This is a genomic window from Jejubacter calystegiae, from assembly GCF_005671395.1.
In the GTDB taxonomy this organism is placed as follows: Bacteria; Pseudomonadota; Gammaproteobacteria; order Enterobacterales; family Enterobacteriaceae; genus Jejubacter; species Jejubacter calystegiae.
The window spans coordinates 3,900,744-3,915,352 of the sequence record NZ_CP040428.1 but is presented as its reverse complement, the minus strand read 5'-3'; the positions used below and the strand labels follow the sequence as shown (position 1 = coordinate 3,915,352).

Genomic DNA, 14,609 nt, shown 5'->3' with positions numbered 1-14,609 from the left:
GATGACAAAGAGGGAAAAAACGTGGTTTTTCCCTCTTTGTGGTTATCAGCCGAAAATGATGACCGATGCGTCGCCCTTGCTTACGGTAGGTTTTGTTCTGCTACAACGCTTTACGCTGCTGCCGTTTGCCGCTTTTGTCGACTGCCTGAGGCTGGCCGCCGATGAGGGGGATCGCAGCTGTCAGGTGCGCTGCCACTGGCGCTTTATGACCGGCGACGGCCAGCCAGCGCTTTCCAGTTGCGACGCCGCCGTTTCTCCCTGCAAGCCTTTTGATGATCCGACGCGCTTTGATTACCTGGTGGTCATCGGCGGGGTGCAGGATGAAAACGACCGCACCGACCAGCTGGCGCTGGACTATATTCGCCGGGCGGCAGCGGCAGGGGGGCCGCTGGTGGGGATCTGCACCGGCGTATTTGCGCTGATTCAGGCCGGGGTGATGCCCGGGCGTCGCTGCTGCGTGAGCTGGTATCACCATGGCGATCTGACCCACCGTTTTCCGGAAGTCGCGCCGGTGGCCGACCGGCTGTTCGTGGATGACGGCGATTTGATCACCTGCGCTGGCGGCAGCGCGGCGGCGGATCTGGCCGCCTACCTGGTGGAACGCCATCTGGGTCGCGCCTGGGCCATGAAAAGCCTGCATATCATGCTGATTGACGAAGGGCGGCGCGGCGAACATCCGCAGCCGCAGCCGGTGGTGTTCGAACGGGTGGCGGACAGGGCGCTGCGCCGGGCCATTGATATCATTTCCCAGCACCTGGGCGAATCGCTGTCTATCGACGATCTGGCGCGGCGGGTGGGCACCTCGCGGCGCAATATCGAACGTAAATTCCGCGACGAACTGGGGGTGACTCCTCAGCGTTTTATGCGCAATCTGCGGCTGCGCTACGGCCTGTGGCTGCTGCACTACACCCCGCGCACCATCACTGACATTGGCGAGCGCTGTGGTTTTTCTGATACCGCCCACTTCTCGCGTCAGTTCCGCGAAGCCTTTGGCTACACGCCGTCGCAGGCCCGCAAAACCGGTAGCGATCGGGCAGTTGATCCCTTCTTTTTGCATATCGGAGAGCCCGAACGCCTTCAGCGCCGAGGTTAACCGGCGTTTTTTGCTATTTCACGCAAAAATACAAATCCCCGCGGTCAGTCTATTTCCTTTAATAACAATCAATTAAAAACCTGTGTCGCGATTGTGACAGAAAGGTGTCGCATCTGCTCAATCTTCAGGACCGCCCTCCGGTCTATCCTGGCTAACGGATGGCGGATGGTGCCGCCGTAGCGCTAACCCTGAGGATAATCAGATGAATGCCGATGATTTGAACAATACCGATCCGCAGCTGTTCGCCGCCGTCGTTGATGAGATGGTGCGCCAGGAAAGCCATATCGAACTGATCGCTTCCGAAAATTACGCCAGTCCTCAGGTGATGGCGGTACAGGGGAGTCAACTGACCAACAAATATGCCGAAGGTTATCCTGGCAAGCGCTATTACGGCGGCTGCGAACACGTTGACGTGGTGGAGCGGCTGGCGATTGAGCGCGCCTGCATGCTGTTCGGGGCGGATTACGCCAACGTACAGCCGCACTCCGGCGCTCAGGCCAATGCCGCGGCCTTTATGGCGCTGGTGGCGCCGGGGGACACTATTCTGGGGATGAGCCTGGCCCATGGCGGCCACTTAACGCACGGCGCGGCCCCCAACGTTTCCGGTAAGCACTACAACGCGGTGCAATATGGCCTGAACCCGGAAACCGGCGAAATCGACTACGACGAAGTGCTGGCGCTGGCCCGTGAACATCGGCCGAAGCTGATTATCGCCGGTTTTTCCGCCTATGCCCGGGTGGTGAACTGGCGTCGGTTTCGTGAGATCGCCGACGAAGTGGGCGCCTGGCTGATGGTGGATATGGCCCACGTAGCCGGGCTGGTGGCGGCCCGCTGCTACCCCAGCCCGTTGCCCCATGCCCATGTGGTGACCACTACCACCCATAAGACCCTGCGCGGCCCGCGCGGCGGGATGATCCTCTCCGCCAGCGGCGATGAAGAGCTGTACAAGAAACTGAATGGCGCGGTGTTCCCCGGGCAGCAGGGCGGTCCCCTGATGCACGTGATTGCGGCTAAAGCGGTGGCGCTGCGTGAAGCGATGAACGAAGAATTTGTCCGCTACCAGGCCCGGGTTATCGACAATGCCCGGGCGATGGCCGGCGTCTTTGCCCGCCGCGGTTTCGATCTGGTCTCCGGCGGAACCGATAACCATCTGTTCCTGGTGTCGCTGATTCGTCAGGGCATTACCGGTAAAGAGGCGGATGCCGCCCTGGGTCGCGCCAATATCACCGTCAACAAAAACGCCGTACCAAACGATCCCCGTAGCCCCTTTGTCACTTCGGGACTGCGTATCGGCACCCCGGCGGTCACCACTCGCGGCTTTGGTCAGCGTGAATGCGAAGAGCTGGCGGAGTGGATCTGCGACATCCTGGATACCCTGGCGAAAGGCGAAGAGAGCAGCAATATCGAAGCCTGGGTGCGTTCCAGGGTGGCGGAGCTGTGCGCCCGTTATCCGGTTTACGGCGAACCCCAGGGCATGACGCTGTCCCGACCCGCTTTCGCCTGACAGACAGGGAGCTATCCGATGCAAAATTATTCAGGGCTTAGCCTGCTGCGCCACGGTATGAGCCACCATGAAAACTGGCCGCGCATGTGGCGCAATCCCATGCCGAAGAAGTCCTACGATGTGATTATTATCGGCGGCGGCGGTCATGGACTGGGAACCGCCTATTACCTGGCGAAAGAGTTCGGCATTACTAACGTCGCGGTGGTAGAAAAGGGCTGGCTGGGGGGCGGTAATACGGCCCGCAACACCACCATCGTGCGTTCCAACTACCTGTGGGATGAGGCGGCGGCGCTGTTTGAGCATTCCATGAAACTGTGGGAAGGGCTGTCGCAGGATCTCAACTACAACGTGATGTTTTCCCAGCGTGGAGTGCTGAACCTGGGGCATACCCTTCAGGATATGCGCGACATTCGCCGCAGGGTTAACGCCAACCGCCTGAACGGCATTGACGGCGAGGTACTGGATGCCCGCCAGGTGCAGGATCTGGTGCCGATGCTCGACTGTTCCAAAAACGCCCGTTATCCGATCCTGGGCGCCTCCTGGCAACCCAGGGGCGGTGTGGCGCGTCATGACGCCGTGGCCTGGGGCTTTGCCCGTGCGGCGGATGCCCTGGGAGTGGACATCCTGCAACAGACCGAAGTCACCGGCTTTATGATGCGCGACGGCCAGGTTTACGGCGTTCATACCACCCGTGGCGATATCGAAGCCCGCACCGTGGGCTGCGTGGCGGCGGGCAACTCCGGGGTACTGGCGGGAATGGCCGGGCTGAAACTGCCGCTGGAATCGCATCCGCTCCAGGCGCTGGTTTCCGAACCGCTGAAGCCGGTGCTGGATACCGTGGTGATGTCGAACCACGTTCACGGCTACATCAGCCAGTCGGACAAAGGCGATCTGGTAATTGGCGCCGGTATCGACGGCTACACCGGCTACGGGCAGCGCGGCAGCTATGCCACCATCGAACATACGCTTCAGGCGATCGTCGAAATGTTCCCGGCCTTCTCGCGGGTGCGCATGAACCGACAGTGGGGCGGCATCGTCGATACCACGCCGGACGCCAGTCCGATTCTGTCGCCCACCAAAGTGAAAGGGCTGTGGTTTAACTGCGGCTGGGGAACCGGCGGCTTTAAAGCCACGCCGGGCTCGGCCCACGTCTTTGCCGCCAGCCTGGCGAAGGGCGAGCCCCATCCGCTGGCGGCCCCGTTTTCGATCGATCGCTTCAATACCGGCGCCCTGGTAGACGAACACGGCGCCGCCGGTGTTGCCCACTGACGAGGAGTCAAAGAGATGCTGCATATCTGGTGCCCCTGGTGTGGCGAACACCGGGAAGAGGAAGAGTTTCACCCCAAAGGCCAGGCACATATCGTGCGCCCGGCGGACCCTGACGCCTGTAGCGATGAAGAGTGGGGCGACTATCTGTTTTTTCGCGATAACCCGCGCGGCATTCACCGGGAACTTTGGGTGCATGCTGCGGGATGCCGCAAATTCTTTAACGTGGTACGTCATACGGTGAGCTACCAGATTCTGGAAACTTACCGGATCGGCGAACAGCCGAAAGCCAGCGCCGGGGCCGAGGTGGTGACCCTGCCACGGCGCGACGACAGCGAAATCGAAACCGTCGCCAGCGATGAGCGACGCCAGGCCGGAGGTGGGGTATGAAACAGGTGAATCGTCTGGCCGATGGCGGTCGTATCGATCGCAAGCGTCCGCTCAGCTTCCGCTTTAACGGCAAGACTTTACAGGGTTTTGCTGGCGATACTCTGGCCTCGGCGCTACTGGCCAACGGCGTGGATATCGTTAACCGCAGCTTTAAGTACGGACGCCCGCGCGGCATTGTGGCCGCCGGTGCCGAAGAGCCCAATGCCGTGGTGCAACTGGGCAGCACCGAGGCCAGCCAGGTGCCTAACGTCCGGGCCACCCAGCAGGCGTTGTATGACGGACTGGTGGCAAGCAGCACCAACGGCTGGCCCAGCGCCGAGCGCGATCTGATGGGCGGAGTGGGTAAAATGCTGGGCCGATTTATGCCCCCCGGCTTTTACTACAAAACCTTTATGAAACCAGCCTCGATGTGGATGACCTGGGAGAAGTACATCCGCAAAGGGGCCGGGTTGGGGCGTAGCCCCAAAGAGCGCGACCCCGACAGCTACGATCATCTGAATCAGCACTGCGATGTCCTGATTGTCGGCGCCGGTCCGGCCGGTCTGGCGGCGGCGCTGGCTGCCGGACGCAGCGGCGTGCGGGTGATTCTGGTGGATGAACAGGAAGAGATGGGCGGCTCGCTGCTCGATAGTCGCGAACCGCTAAACGGCCGCGATGCCGCTCGCTGGGTGGCGGAAACCCTGGCGGAACTGGCGAAGCTTGCCAACGTACAGCTACTGCCGCGCACTACCGCCACCGGGCGCCACGATCACAACTTTGTGACCCTGCTGGAGCGGCGTACCGATCATCTGGGGGAAACGGCCCCGGCTCGTCAGGCGCGGCTGCGTCTGCATCGGGTACGGGTAGGGCGAGTCGTGCTGGCCAGCGGCGCCCACGAGCGGCCGCTGGTGTACGCGGGTAATGATATTCCGGGCAACTTCGTCGCCGGTGCTATCTCGACTTATCTTCATCGCTATGGCGTGGCGCCGGGCCAGCGCCTGGTGCTGTCTACCAGTAACGATCGGGCCTACTGCACAGCCCTGGACTGGCTGGATGCAGGTCGGGAAGTGGTGGCGATTGTCGATGCCAGAGATAACCCCGACGGCGAACGGGTGGCTCAGGCCCGGGCCAGAGGCATTCGTATTATCAGCGGCAGTGCGGTGATCGAAGCCCAGGGCGGCTCCCGGGTGGGTAGGGTGCGGGTCGCCCGTATCGACAGCGCGGGCTTTCGGGTGGTGGATCGGGTCGATAGTCTGGAGTGCGACACGGTGGCAAGCTCCGGTGGTTACAGCCCGGTGATTCACCTGGCGGTGCATACCGGCGCACGGCCAGTCTGGCGCGACGATGTGCCGGGATTTGTCGCCCCGCAGGTTGATGGCGTGATCTCCGCCGGGGCCGTGACCGGTGCCTTAGCCACCGTTGACGCCCTGCGCGACGGAGCGGCGGCGGGCCGCCAGGCCGCCAGCGAAACCGGCGGTCAACCGGTGGAGGTCGCACTTCCCGAGGTGGCGAACCACCGGGAGAGTGCCGCCCTGGCGCTGTATCAGGTTCCCCATGACCAGCCCACTTCCCGGGCGCCGAAGCAGTTCGTCGATATGCAGAATGACGTGACTGCGGCGTCGATCGAAGTGGCGATACGTGAAGGCTTTGAATCCATCGAGCATATTAAACGTTACACCGTGATGGGCTTCGGGACCGATCAGGGCAAACTGGGCAATATCAATGGTATGGCTATCGCCGCCCGCTGTCTGGGACGTTCCATTCCAGAGGTCGGCACCACGGTGTTCCGCCCCAACTATACGCCCGTCGCCTTTGGCGCCGTGGTGGGGCGTCACTGCGGCGGGCTGTTTGATCCCGAGCGCCATACCGCGCTGCACCAGTGGCATCTGGATCGGGGCGCCGAATTTGAAGAGGTGGGGCAGTGGAAGCGCCCGTGGTACTTCCCGCAGGGCACTGAAACGATGGAACAGGCCGTGGCAAGGGAGTGCCGCGCCGTACGTAACGGCGTGGGGATCCTCGACGCTTCTACGCTGGGTAAGATCGATATTCAGGGGCCGGATGCCCGCACCTTCCTGGAGCGCATCTACACCAATAAGTGGGCGAAACTGGGCTTTGGTCGGGTGCGCTATGGTCTGATGTGCAAGGATGACGGCATGGTGATGGATGATGGCACCACCAGTTGCCTGGGTGATAACCACTTCCTGATGACCACCAGTACCGGAGGCGCGGCGGCGGTACTGGAATGGCTGGAGCTGTGGCATCAGACCGAATGGCCGGATCTACAGGTGTTCTTCACCTCGGTAACCGACCACTGGGCGACCCTTTCCCTGTCGGGGCCGGAGTCTCGCCGTTTACTGGGTGAGCTGTGTGATATCGACCTGTCGCGTGAAGCCTTTAAGTTTATGGACTGGCGCGAAGGGACCGTCGCCGGGGTTCCGGCACGGGTGTTCCGCATTTCGTTTACCGGTGAACTCTCTTATGAAATTAACGTGCAGGCCAACTACGCGCGCCACGTTTGGGAGGCGCTGTTCGAACGTGGTGAAAAATATGGCCTGACGCCGTATGGCACCGAAACCATGCACGTACTGCGCGCTGAGAAGGGCTTTATTATCGCCGGTCAGGATACCGACGGTTCCATGACGCCGGAAGATCTCGGCATGCAGTGGTGCGTGGGCTACGACAAAGCCTTCTCCTGGGTGGGCAAGCGGGCGCTGTCGCGTGCCGATACCCGACGTAAAGACCGCAAACAACTGGTGGGGCTGCGTCCTAAAGACCCGCGGGTGATTCTGGAAGAGGGGGCGCAGATCGTTCTGGAACCCAATCATCCAATACCAGTACCGATGGTCGGCCACGTCACCTCCAGCTACTACAGTCCGAGCCTGGACAGCGGTTTCGCGCTGGCGGTGGTTAAAGACGGCCACCAGAAAATGGGTCACACCGTCTGGCTACCGATGGCCGACGGTCAGATTCATGAAGCCGAAATAGTCAGTACTGTCTTCCTCGATCCCAAAGGAGAGCGCCAGAATGTCTGATGCCGTAAAGATAAGCACCTTTAACAGCCATCCCGCCGTACAGGTGAGGCGCGAATCACCGCTGACGTTGACCTACCACAACCAGGGACGGCCGGAGGCCAGCGAGCGCAGCGGCGTGACCCTGCGCGAACGTCCGTTTTGCGGGCATCTGATTCTGCGCGGCGGCGCCATTGTGCTGGACCAGGCGCTGCGCGACGTGCTGGGGATTGGGCTTCCCGGTCAGCCGCTGGGACTGGTGACCCATGAAAGCGGCGAGATCAGCGCCCAGTGGCTGTCGCCGGATGAATGGCTGCTGATTGTGCCGGAAGGTAGCGAATTCGAGGTGGAAAACCGGCTGCGGGCGGCGCTGGGAGATGCCCATTTCGCTATCACCAATGCCAGCGGCGGCCAGACGCTGCTGGAGTTGCGAGGGGAAAAGGTCAGGGAGCTGTTGATGAAGTCGGTGGTCTACGACGTTCACCCGGATAACTTTCCCGTCGGCAAGGGGGTAACCACCGTGTTCGCCAAAACTACCGCCATACTGCGCAGGCCGGATAACGACTGCTGGGAACTGGTGGTAAGACGCAGCTTTGCCGATTACCTGTGGCGCTGGCTGCTGGATGCCGGCGAGGAGTACGACATTGGCATCATTCCCTGACGGAGAAGCGAGATGAGTCGTAATAATGATGGCTGGATTATGACGGCCCAGTGCCCGGGAAGGCTTGGTACGGTGGATGCGGTAACCGGATTTCTGCGCGAGAACGGCTGCTACATTACCGAACAGAATTCGTTCGACGATCGCGAATCCGGGCGCTTTTTTATCCGTACCGAATTCCGGCCGCAGACTGGGTTCGACAGCCAGGCCTTTGAGGCGGGCTTCGCCGACCGGGCGGCGGCGTTCGATATGACTTTCGGACTGACCGCGCCCGGGCACCGGGTTCCGGTGGTGATTATGGTTTCCCGCACCGACCATTGCCTGAACGATCTGCTGTATCGCTATCGCACCGGCCAGCTTGCGGTAGAAATATGCGCGGTTGTCTCTAATCACCGGGATCTGGAGTCGCTGGTAGAATGGCACGGCCTGCCGTACCACCATCTGCCAGTCACGGCGGATACCCGGGCGCAGCAGGAAGCGCAGGTGTGGCAAATTGTCCAGCAAACCGGCGCCGAACTGGTGATTCTGGCGCGCTATATGCAGGTGCTGTCGGATGATATGTGCCGCAAACTGGCGGGCAGGGCGATCAACATTCACCATTCGCTGCTGCCCGGCTTTAAGGGGGCGAAACCCTATCATCAGGCATGGGCTAAAGGGGTGAAACTGGTGGGCGCCACCGCGCACTATATCAACGAGGAGCTGGACGAAGGCCCGATTATCGCCCAGAGCGTGGAGCCGGTGACCCATGCCGACTATCCGGACGATCTGATCGAAAAGGGGCGTGATATCGAACGTGTCACTCTGGCCCGCGCCGTAAGCTGGCACGTGGAGCGGCGGGTCTTTTTATACGATAACCGTACGGTGGTGTTTGGGCGTTAAACTTTCAGGCGTATACCGGAATCCGGCGTGCGCCTGAAAACTATTTTCTGCTGCCCAGATCCCGATCGTCGGCAGTGCCGCTCACCATACGGGTGAGCTCTTCACAGCGGATAATTTTTCCTGCCGCCAGGGTAAAGCGCGCAAAAACCTCAAATTCGCTCTTGTCGCCCGAAGATTTTTCCACTGCCACAGAATGATGGGTAAACACCGTATCCTCTTCGGTAGCCAGCGCTTTGACGTAAACCTCCATCTGGCTGGTATGTGATTTGAGAGCCGCAAGGTGCTGAACAAACTGCGCGTAATCCAGGTGATGACCATCAACGATTTGCTGATAGTCAGGGGAAAAATAGTGCGCGATTTGTTTCTCGTCATGCCCGGGATGGCTGATTACCGCCTGTAATGCATTGGTCACTATCTGGCTCAGGTTTTTCATCTGTTTCTCCTCGCTGAAAACAGAGATTCTACAGAGCCGTCTGATAGGGGTATTATCCGCATCAGGACAAGATATACGGTTAATCGGCCATTACTATGAAAAAAGAACGCTTCGAATATGGCAGCGGGCATTCAACCCCCTGGCACGCACATGCATCGGGCCAGTTGTACTGGCTCAGTCATGGCGTCATGGTGATTGAAACCGAACTTGCGCAGTGGACTGTTACGCCGGGCACGGTAGGGTGGTTTCCGGTTGGTCTGAGTCATAGCGCCTGGACGCCTGGCAGGGTTCAGGGCCACAGTATTTACCCCGAACCGTCGTCCTGCTGTCCGTTCCCCTCTCATCCGGGTATTTATGGGGCCGATGCTTTTCTTATGTCTGTCCTGACGCGGTTATGCCGGAGCGCTTCTGACGCCGGGCCCGAAGATTACCAGGGCACCCTTCTGAAATTGTTAGGCTATGAGCTCTCTCTGGGGGATCCATTGCCGCTTCAGTTAACGTTGCCGACAGACAGAAGGGCGCGCAACGTCGCGAATGAGTTACTGAAAAATCCGGATTGCGCCCTTAACCAGAGCCAGCTTGCCCAACGGTGGGGAGTGAGTGTACGAAACCTTAGCCGCCTGTTTCAGCAACAGACCGGCCTCAGTTTTAGTCAGTGGCGCCAGCAGGCGAAGGTCGTGGCGTCGCTCCAGTGGGTACTGGCTGGACTGCCGGTCAGTGAAGTGGCGTTATTAAGCGGTTACAGCAATGTCAGCGCCTATATCGATGTTTTCCGACAGCGATTTGGCAAGACGCCTGGTCAGTTCAGGGGAAAATAAAAAAGCCGGAGTTTCCCCCGGCCTTATATCATTACTCAGCCGCTTTTTTCGGCTCCGGCTTATTCGGGGCTGGCGGCATTGGCGGCAGCTCTTTTACCGTGACGCTCACCTGGTAGCGCTTGCCTTTTTCCAGGGTCGGTACGTCGTTGGTCATTTTCTTCAGCGCTTCGTTGGGATCGCTGGTCTGCATCGAAGCCTGATAAGCGGGCGCCATCATCATCATCGGGCAGTGGGGGCGCATAGGGTGTCCCTGACGATGATGCTGGGGTTTACCCTCATGATGGGCGACCGGCTCAGGCTCAGACTGTTGCTGTTGCGGTGCCGCGAATGCCAGGGTTCCCGCGCCAAGCAGGCTGGCTGCCAGCAGAATATTACGCATCTTAGTCATCGTTACTCTCCTTTTAACTTCACTTTAGCGATTAAGCGCGCCGCTCAGCAGAATGCTGGCGACCACGCCGGTAGCTGCGGCAATCAACACATAGTTGCCGTCAATATAGGACCAGTGATGGCCGGAAGGCGGCGCTGGCAGGCCGCGGCCGCGCCAGTCGCTTACCCGATAGCCATCGTCATGGAAGCCGTGAGGCATGGGGTGGCCCTTGCGAAAATCGTGACCGTGCCAGGTAAAATGATTCCGTTGGTGCATCTGGTGACGGTCCGGGCCGCTATCGTGTCGGCGATCGCCCTGAGGGCCGCGATGGTCCGGGCCGCCATGGTCTCTGTGGTTGTCGCGCGTTCCCTGATGCTGCTGCGGTCCACGATCGTCCGGACCATGATGATCGTGGGCTTGCGCCAGCGGCGTCAGACCGCAGGCCACAATCACGGCCAGAGCAATTAATTTTTTCATAAGCACCTCCTGGCTTTTTGTTTGATACCGTTTTACCGGGAAACCGTGGAGAAATTGTGAATCAGATCACTGAGTCAGAGGATTCCTGGCATTCCGCTATTAAAAAGCCACAAATCCCTAAGCTCCTTTGCGTGAATTTACCTGCCAATGAGACAGACCGTATAGCCGGGGGTGGTATGGATTGCTATAGTAGCGCCATTGGTTGTCAACTATTTGACAATAAACAAGTTTTCCTACTGCATGGAGGTGAGGATGAACAGACCGTCCCGATTTGCTCAGGTGTTAACCGGCCGCTGGACAGGTGCGACTCAGACGCAGGATCTGCGCGAAGCCTGCGTCAGCCGTTGGGCAGGCGTAAAGCGCGGCCGCGGAATCAGAAAGGCGCTGCGCAGCGTGGTGGGGCCGATGGCGCCGCAGCGTTCATAATACCTTGCCCTCCAGCCTCTTGTATCACCGGTAAAAACTTCAGATCATCAATATCCTCCGGCATAGCCGGAGGGTTTTCAGGCAGGGTAAAGCGTATCGCTCCTGCTCTCGCTATTTTTCATAGTATTACTGCACTTCTTACCCGTAAGCTGCTCTGGTATGTGATTGGCGTTGACTGGAGCGGTTATCCTTCTCAGGTGCCAGTCCGCAGTGCGACGGACGCTCCATTCTGCTAATAAACCTGATTGTGCCTTCATTCCGGCGGATTTTCTCGATGCGCTGGCAGCAGCCACCCCGTAGGAGAAAAAGGTGATTGTCGTTGGAGTAGGATTTTACTGGCCGGATACGGGGTAACGTCCAGTTCCGGCTGAGCCGGTTGCCAGATATGTGGCTGAAACTGAATATGTCAGCGAGCAAATGTCAGGTAAATTGTTATAATTCATTGATGGTTTTTATAATACAAACGGATACAAATAATGGAGCAGCCTGACAGCAAAAGCGCGAAACCACTTTATAAACAGCTTGAAGCCTCCCTCAAAGAGGCCATTTTGCGTGGCGAGTATCAACCCGGGCAGCAGATTCCTACTGAAAATGAGCTAAGTGCGCGCTGGGAGGTCAGTAGAGTGACCGTGCGAAAAGCGCTGGATGCATTGACGCGTGAAAATCTTCTGACTCGCGTATCAGGCAAGGGAACATTTGTTTCCAATGATAAATTTCAGCGTAGTATGACAGGGATACTGAGTTTCACCGAGTCATGCCATTTACAGGGGAGACGACCCGGTTCGCGTACTATCAAGTCAGTATTCGAGTCGATTGATGATGAAACGCGATTTTTACTGGGCATGGGCGCTGAAGAAAAAGCCGTCGTCATCGAACGTATTCGCTATGCCGATGATACGCCAGTTTCGTTGGAAACCGTTCAGATGCCGCCACGCTTTGCCTTTCTACTACAGGAAGAGCTTAACAATAAATCACTATACGAGTGCTTACGTGAGAAATACGGTTTGTGGTTTACATACTCACATAAAGTGATCGAACTGGTTTACGCGAGTTTTGAGGTTGCTCACTATCTGGATGTCGCGGAGCATTATCCCCTTATTCTCATTAAGAGTGAGATGGTGGATAACAAAGGTGAATTGTCCTGTGTTTCCAGACAGTTGATTGTCGGCGATAAAATCCGCTTCACAGTGTAGTTTTGTCCCTTCAGCGATCAAGCTGATTCATCCAAATCGGGATCCGTATCGCGGATCCCGATTTTTTTTGCTTTGCAGCTTGAATGAATGCATTTAAATGTAATATAAAAATATTAATACATTATGAGTCATTTATGGCGGCAGAGCTCGCCGGGTCAAAGCAAGAACCAGAGGGATGTATGATGAGTATCAAAGAGATCGTTAGCGATATTTTGACCAGCCAGGCGGATAAAGGGGGAGTGAAATACGTTTATTACGTGGCCTGCGGTGGATCTTATGCCGCGTTTTATCCGGCGAAAGCGTTTTTAGAGAAGGAGTCCAGGGGGCTTACCGTTGGTCTGTACAACAGCGGTGAATTTATTAACAACCTGCCATCGGCACTGGGAGAAAATGCGGTCGTTATTGTGGCTTCGCACAAAGGGAATACCCCAGAGACCATCAAGGCGGCCGAGCTTGCTCGTCAAAATGGCGCGCCGGTTATTGGGTTGACATGGGTAATGGATTCGCCATTAGTCACTCATTGCGATTATGTGGAAAGCTATACCTTCGGCGATAACAAAGACATCGCCGGAGAGAAAACGATGAAAGCTTTGCTGAGTGCAGTAGAGCTATTGCAGCAGACTGAAGGTTATGTGCATTATGATGACTTCCTTGACGGAGTGAGCAAAATTAACCGAATTGTCTATCGTGCCTGTGAGCATGTCGAAGAGCGGGCCGAGGCTTTTGCGCAGGAATACAAAGACGACAAAGTGATTTATACCGTCGCAAGCGGTGCCAGTTATGGCGCGGCATATCTTCAGAGCATCTGTATCTTCATGGAAATGCAGTGGATTCATTCAGCCTGTATCCACAGCGGTGAATTTTTCCACGGTCCTTTTGAGATTACTGATGCCAACACGCCATTTTTATTCCAGCTATCTGAGGGTAATACGCGGCCTGTGGATGAGCGTGCTTTAAACTTTCTGAAAAAATACGGTCGCCGAATTGAGATCGTCGATGCGAAAGAGCTGGGATTATCCACTATTAATACGACGGTGATTGATTATTTCAACCACTCTCTCTTTAACAACGTTTATCCTGTCTACAATCGCGCGCTTGCAAAGGCCCGTCAACATCCGCTAACCACGCGTCGCTATATGTGGAAAGTTGACTACTAATTAACAGGGATTTTGAAAAAAAAAAGCATGGATGCTTTTTATTCAGTATACCAATCAAGGATCAGTTATGAGCATCAGCGTTATAGGCATTGGTGACAATGTTGTCGATAAATATCTCCATTCCGGAGTGATGTATCCAGGGGGGAATGCATTAAATTTTTCCGCGTATGCAAAACTCGCAGGCGTACCTGCTGCTTTTATGGGAGTCTTTGGCAATGATGAGGCTGCAAGGCATGTGCAGGATACCCTGCATGAACTACAGGTAGATATCACCCACTGTCGATATTATGTTGGTGAGAATGGATACGCGTGTATTCGACTAAAAAATGGCGATCGGGAATTTGTTGCTGGTAATAAAAATGGGATGCTGCGCGAGCACCCAATAAAGCTATCACAAGATGATCTTTATTATATTTCCCGGTTTGATTTAGTTCACTCCAGCATAAACAGCCATTTGGAATCAGAACTGGAAAAGATAAAAAGAAATCAAAGAGTCGTTTCATTTGATTTTTCCGGGCGCGGGACGGATGAATATTTTGAAAAAGTATGTCCATGGATAGATTATGGGTTTGTTTCATGTAGTGGTTTGTCATTAGATGAAATAAAAGAAAAACTTGATAAACTTTACCATTTCGGCTGCCGGCATGTTATTGCGACTAGCGGGCATGAAGGGGTTTATTATTTCTCTGCTAATGGCTATCTGGAGTGGCGCCCTAAATATATTGAACCCGTGGATACGCTGGGAGCGGGTGACGCATTTTTAACTGGATTTATGCTCTCCATTATACAATCCGGTACAGATGCTCCTGACAATGAAAAAGTGATGTCAGCCATGCGAGCGGGGGGGCGTTCAGCCGCACAGGTCTTATCACATTACGGCGCCTTTGGTTTTGGCAAGCCTTATTCTACCAGTTAATGCTGTTCCACTAAAATAAGCTAGCATTCGCTCCATACAGAACGG

15 protein-coding genes are annotated in these 14,609 nt (G+C 56.8%); 12 read left to right on the top strand and 3 right to left on the bottom strand.

The window, feature by feature from the left end:
* Nucleotides 1-55 precede the first annotated feature (55 nt).
* The 7 genes from FEM41_RS18020 (at nt 56) to purU (ending at nt 8,777) form a co-directional block, all read left to right on the top strand.
* Complete coding sequence (locus FEM41_RS18020) at nt 56-1,093, top strand: GlxA family transcriptional regulator (RefSeq protein ID WP_241666516.1); 1,038 nt, start codon at nt 56-58, stop codon at nt 1,091-1,093.
* Nucleotides 1,094-1,295: 202 nt separating this feature from the next.
* A complete protein-coding gene (gene glyA / locus FEM41_RS18015; protein ID WP_138097564.1) occupies nt 1,296-2,597 on the top strand; it encodes a serine hydroxymethyltransferase in 1,302 nt (433 codons plus the stop codon).
* Nucleotides 2,598-2,615: 18 nt separating this feature from the next.
* Nucleotides 2,616-3,866, top strand: coding sequence for a sarcosine oxidase subunit beta family protein (locus tag FEM41_RS18010; RefSeq protein ID WP_138097563.1), 1,251 nt, complete (start codon nt 2,616-2,618; stop codon nt 3,864-3,866).
* 15 nt (nt 3,867-3,881) lie between these two features.
* Nucleotides 3,882-4,253 (top strand): sarcosine oxidase subunit delta, encoded by a 372-nt coding sequence (locus FEM41_RS18005; RefSeq protein WP_138097562.1) that lies wholly within the window; start codon nt 3,882-3,884, stop codon nt 4,251-4,253.
* Complete coding sequence (locus FEM41_RS18000) at nt 4,250-7,264, top strand: sarcosine oxidase subunit alpha family protein (RefSeq protein WP_138097561.1); 3,015 nt, start codon at nt 4,250-4,252, stop codon at nt 7,262-7,264. Before FEM41_RS18005 ends, FEM41_RS18000 begins: the two co-directional genes overlap by 4 nt.
* The gene (locus FEM41_RS17995) at nt 7,257-7,901 is read left to right on the top strand and encodes a sarcosine oxidase subunit gamma (RefSeq protein WP_138097560.1); all 645 of its coding nucleotides are present in this window, start codon (nt 7,257-7,259) and stop codon (nt 7,899-7,901) included. The genes FEM41_RS18000 and FEM41_RS17995 overlap by 8 nt, the downstream gene beginning before the upstream one ends.
* A gap of 12 nt (nt 7,902-7,913) precedes the next feature.
* Nucleotides 7,914-8,777 (top strand): formyltetrahydrofolate deformylase, encoded by an 864-nt coding sequence (gene purU / locus FEM41_RS17990; protein ID WP_138097559.1) that lies wholly within the window; start codon nt 7,914-7,916, stop codon nt 8,775-8,777.
* A gap of 40 nt (nt 8,778-8,817) precedes the next feature.
* Here the strand turns inward: purU and FEM41_RS17985 are convergent, their stop codons facing one another.
* The gene (locus FEM41_RS17985; RefSeq protein WP_138097558.1) at nt 8,818-9,210 is read right to left on the bottom strand and encodes a nuclear transport factor 2 family protein; all 393 of its coding nucleotides are present in this window, start codon (nt 9,208-9,210) and stop codon (nt 8,818-8,820) included.
* Between the two features lie 95 nt (nt 9,211-9,305).
* Between FEM41_RS17985 and FEM41_RS17980 the strand changes: the two genes are divergently transcribed.
* Nucleotides 9,306-10,028 (top strand): helix-turn-helix domain-containing protein, encoded by a 723-nt coding sequence (locus FEM41_RS17980; RefSeq protein ID WP_138097557.1) that lies wholly within the window; start codon nt 9,306-9,308, stop codon nt 10,026-10,028.
* Between the two features lie 31 nt (nt 10,029-10,059).
* On the opposite strand, the gene FEM41_RS17975 is transcribed toward FEM41_RS17980, so the two are convergent.
* Complete coding sequence (locus tag FEM41_RS17975; protein ID WP_138097556.1) at nt 10,060-10,416, bottom strand: hypothetical protein; 357 nt, start codon at nt 10,414-10,416, stop codon at nt 10,060-10,062.
* A gap of 24 nt (nt 10,417-10,440) precedes the next feature.
* Nucleotides 10,441-10,872: an RcnB family protein gene (locus FEM41_RS17970; RefSeq protein ID WP_138097555.1), complete on the bottom strand. Its 432-nt coding sequence runs from the start codon at nt 10,870-10,872 to the stop codon at nt 10,441-10,443.
* Nucleotides 10,873-11,124: 252 nt separating this feature from the next.
* Here FEM41_RS17970 and FEM41_RS24605 point away from each other — a divergent pair, with 252 nt between their 5' ends.
* The 4 genes from FEM41_RS24605 to FEM41_RS17955 all read left to right on the top strand — a co-directional run bounded on the left by FEM41_RS24605 (nt 11,125) and on the right by FEM41_RS17955 (nt 14,564).
* Nucleotides 11,125-11,298, top strand: coding sequence for a hypothetical protein (locus FEM41_RS24605; RefSeq protein ID WP_168198822.1), 174 nt, complete (start codon nt 11,125-11,127; stop codon nt 11,296-11,298).
* A gap of 473 nt (nt 11,299-11,771) precedes the next feature.
* Nucleotides 11,772-12,491: a GntR family transcriptional regulator gene (locus FEM41_RS17965; RefSeq protein ID WP_138097554.1), complete on the top strand. Its 720-nt coding sequence runs from the start codon at nt 11,772-11,774 to the stop codon at nt 12,489-12,491.
* 179 nt (nt 12,492-12,670) lie between these two features.
* On the top strand, nt 12,671-13,648 hold the full coding sequence (fraB, locus tag FEM41_RS17960; protein WP_138097553.1) for a 6-phosphofructose-aspartate deglycase: 978 nt from the start codon (nt 12,671-12,673) through the stop codon (nt 13,646-13,648).
* 67 nt (nt 13,649-13,715) lie between these two features.
* Nucleotides 13,716-14,564, top strand: coding sequence for a fructoselysine 6-kinase (locus tag FEM41_RS17955; RefSeq protein WP_138097552.1), 849 nt, complete (start codon nt 13,716-13,718; stop codon nt 14,562-14,564).
* The last annotated feature ends 45 nt before the right edge of the window (nt 14,565-14,609 follow it).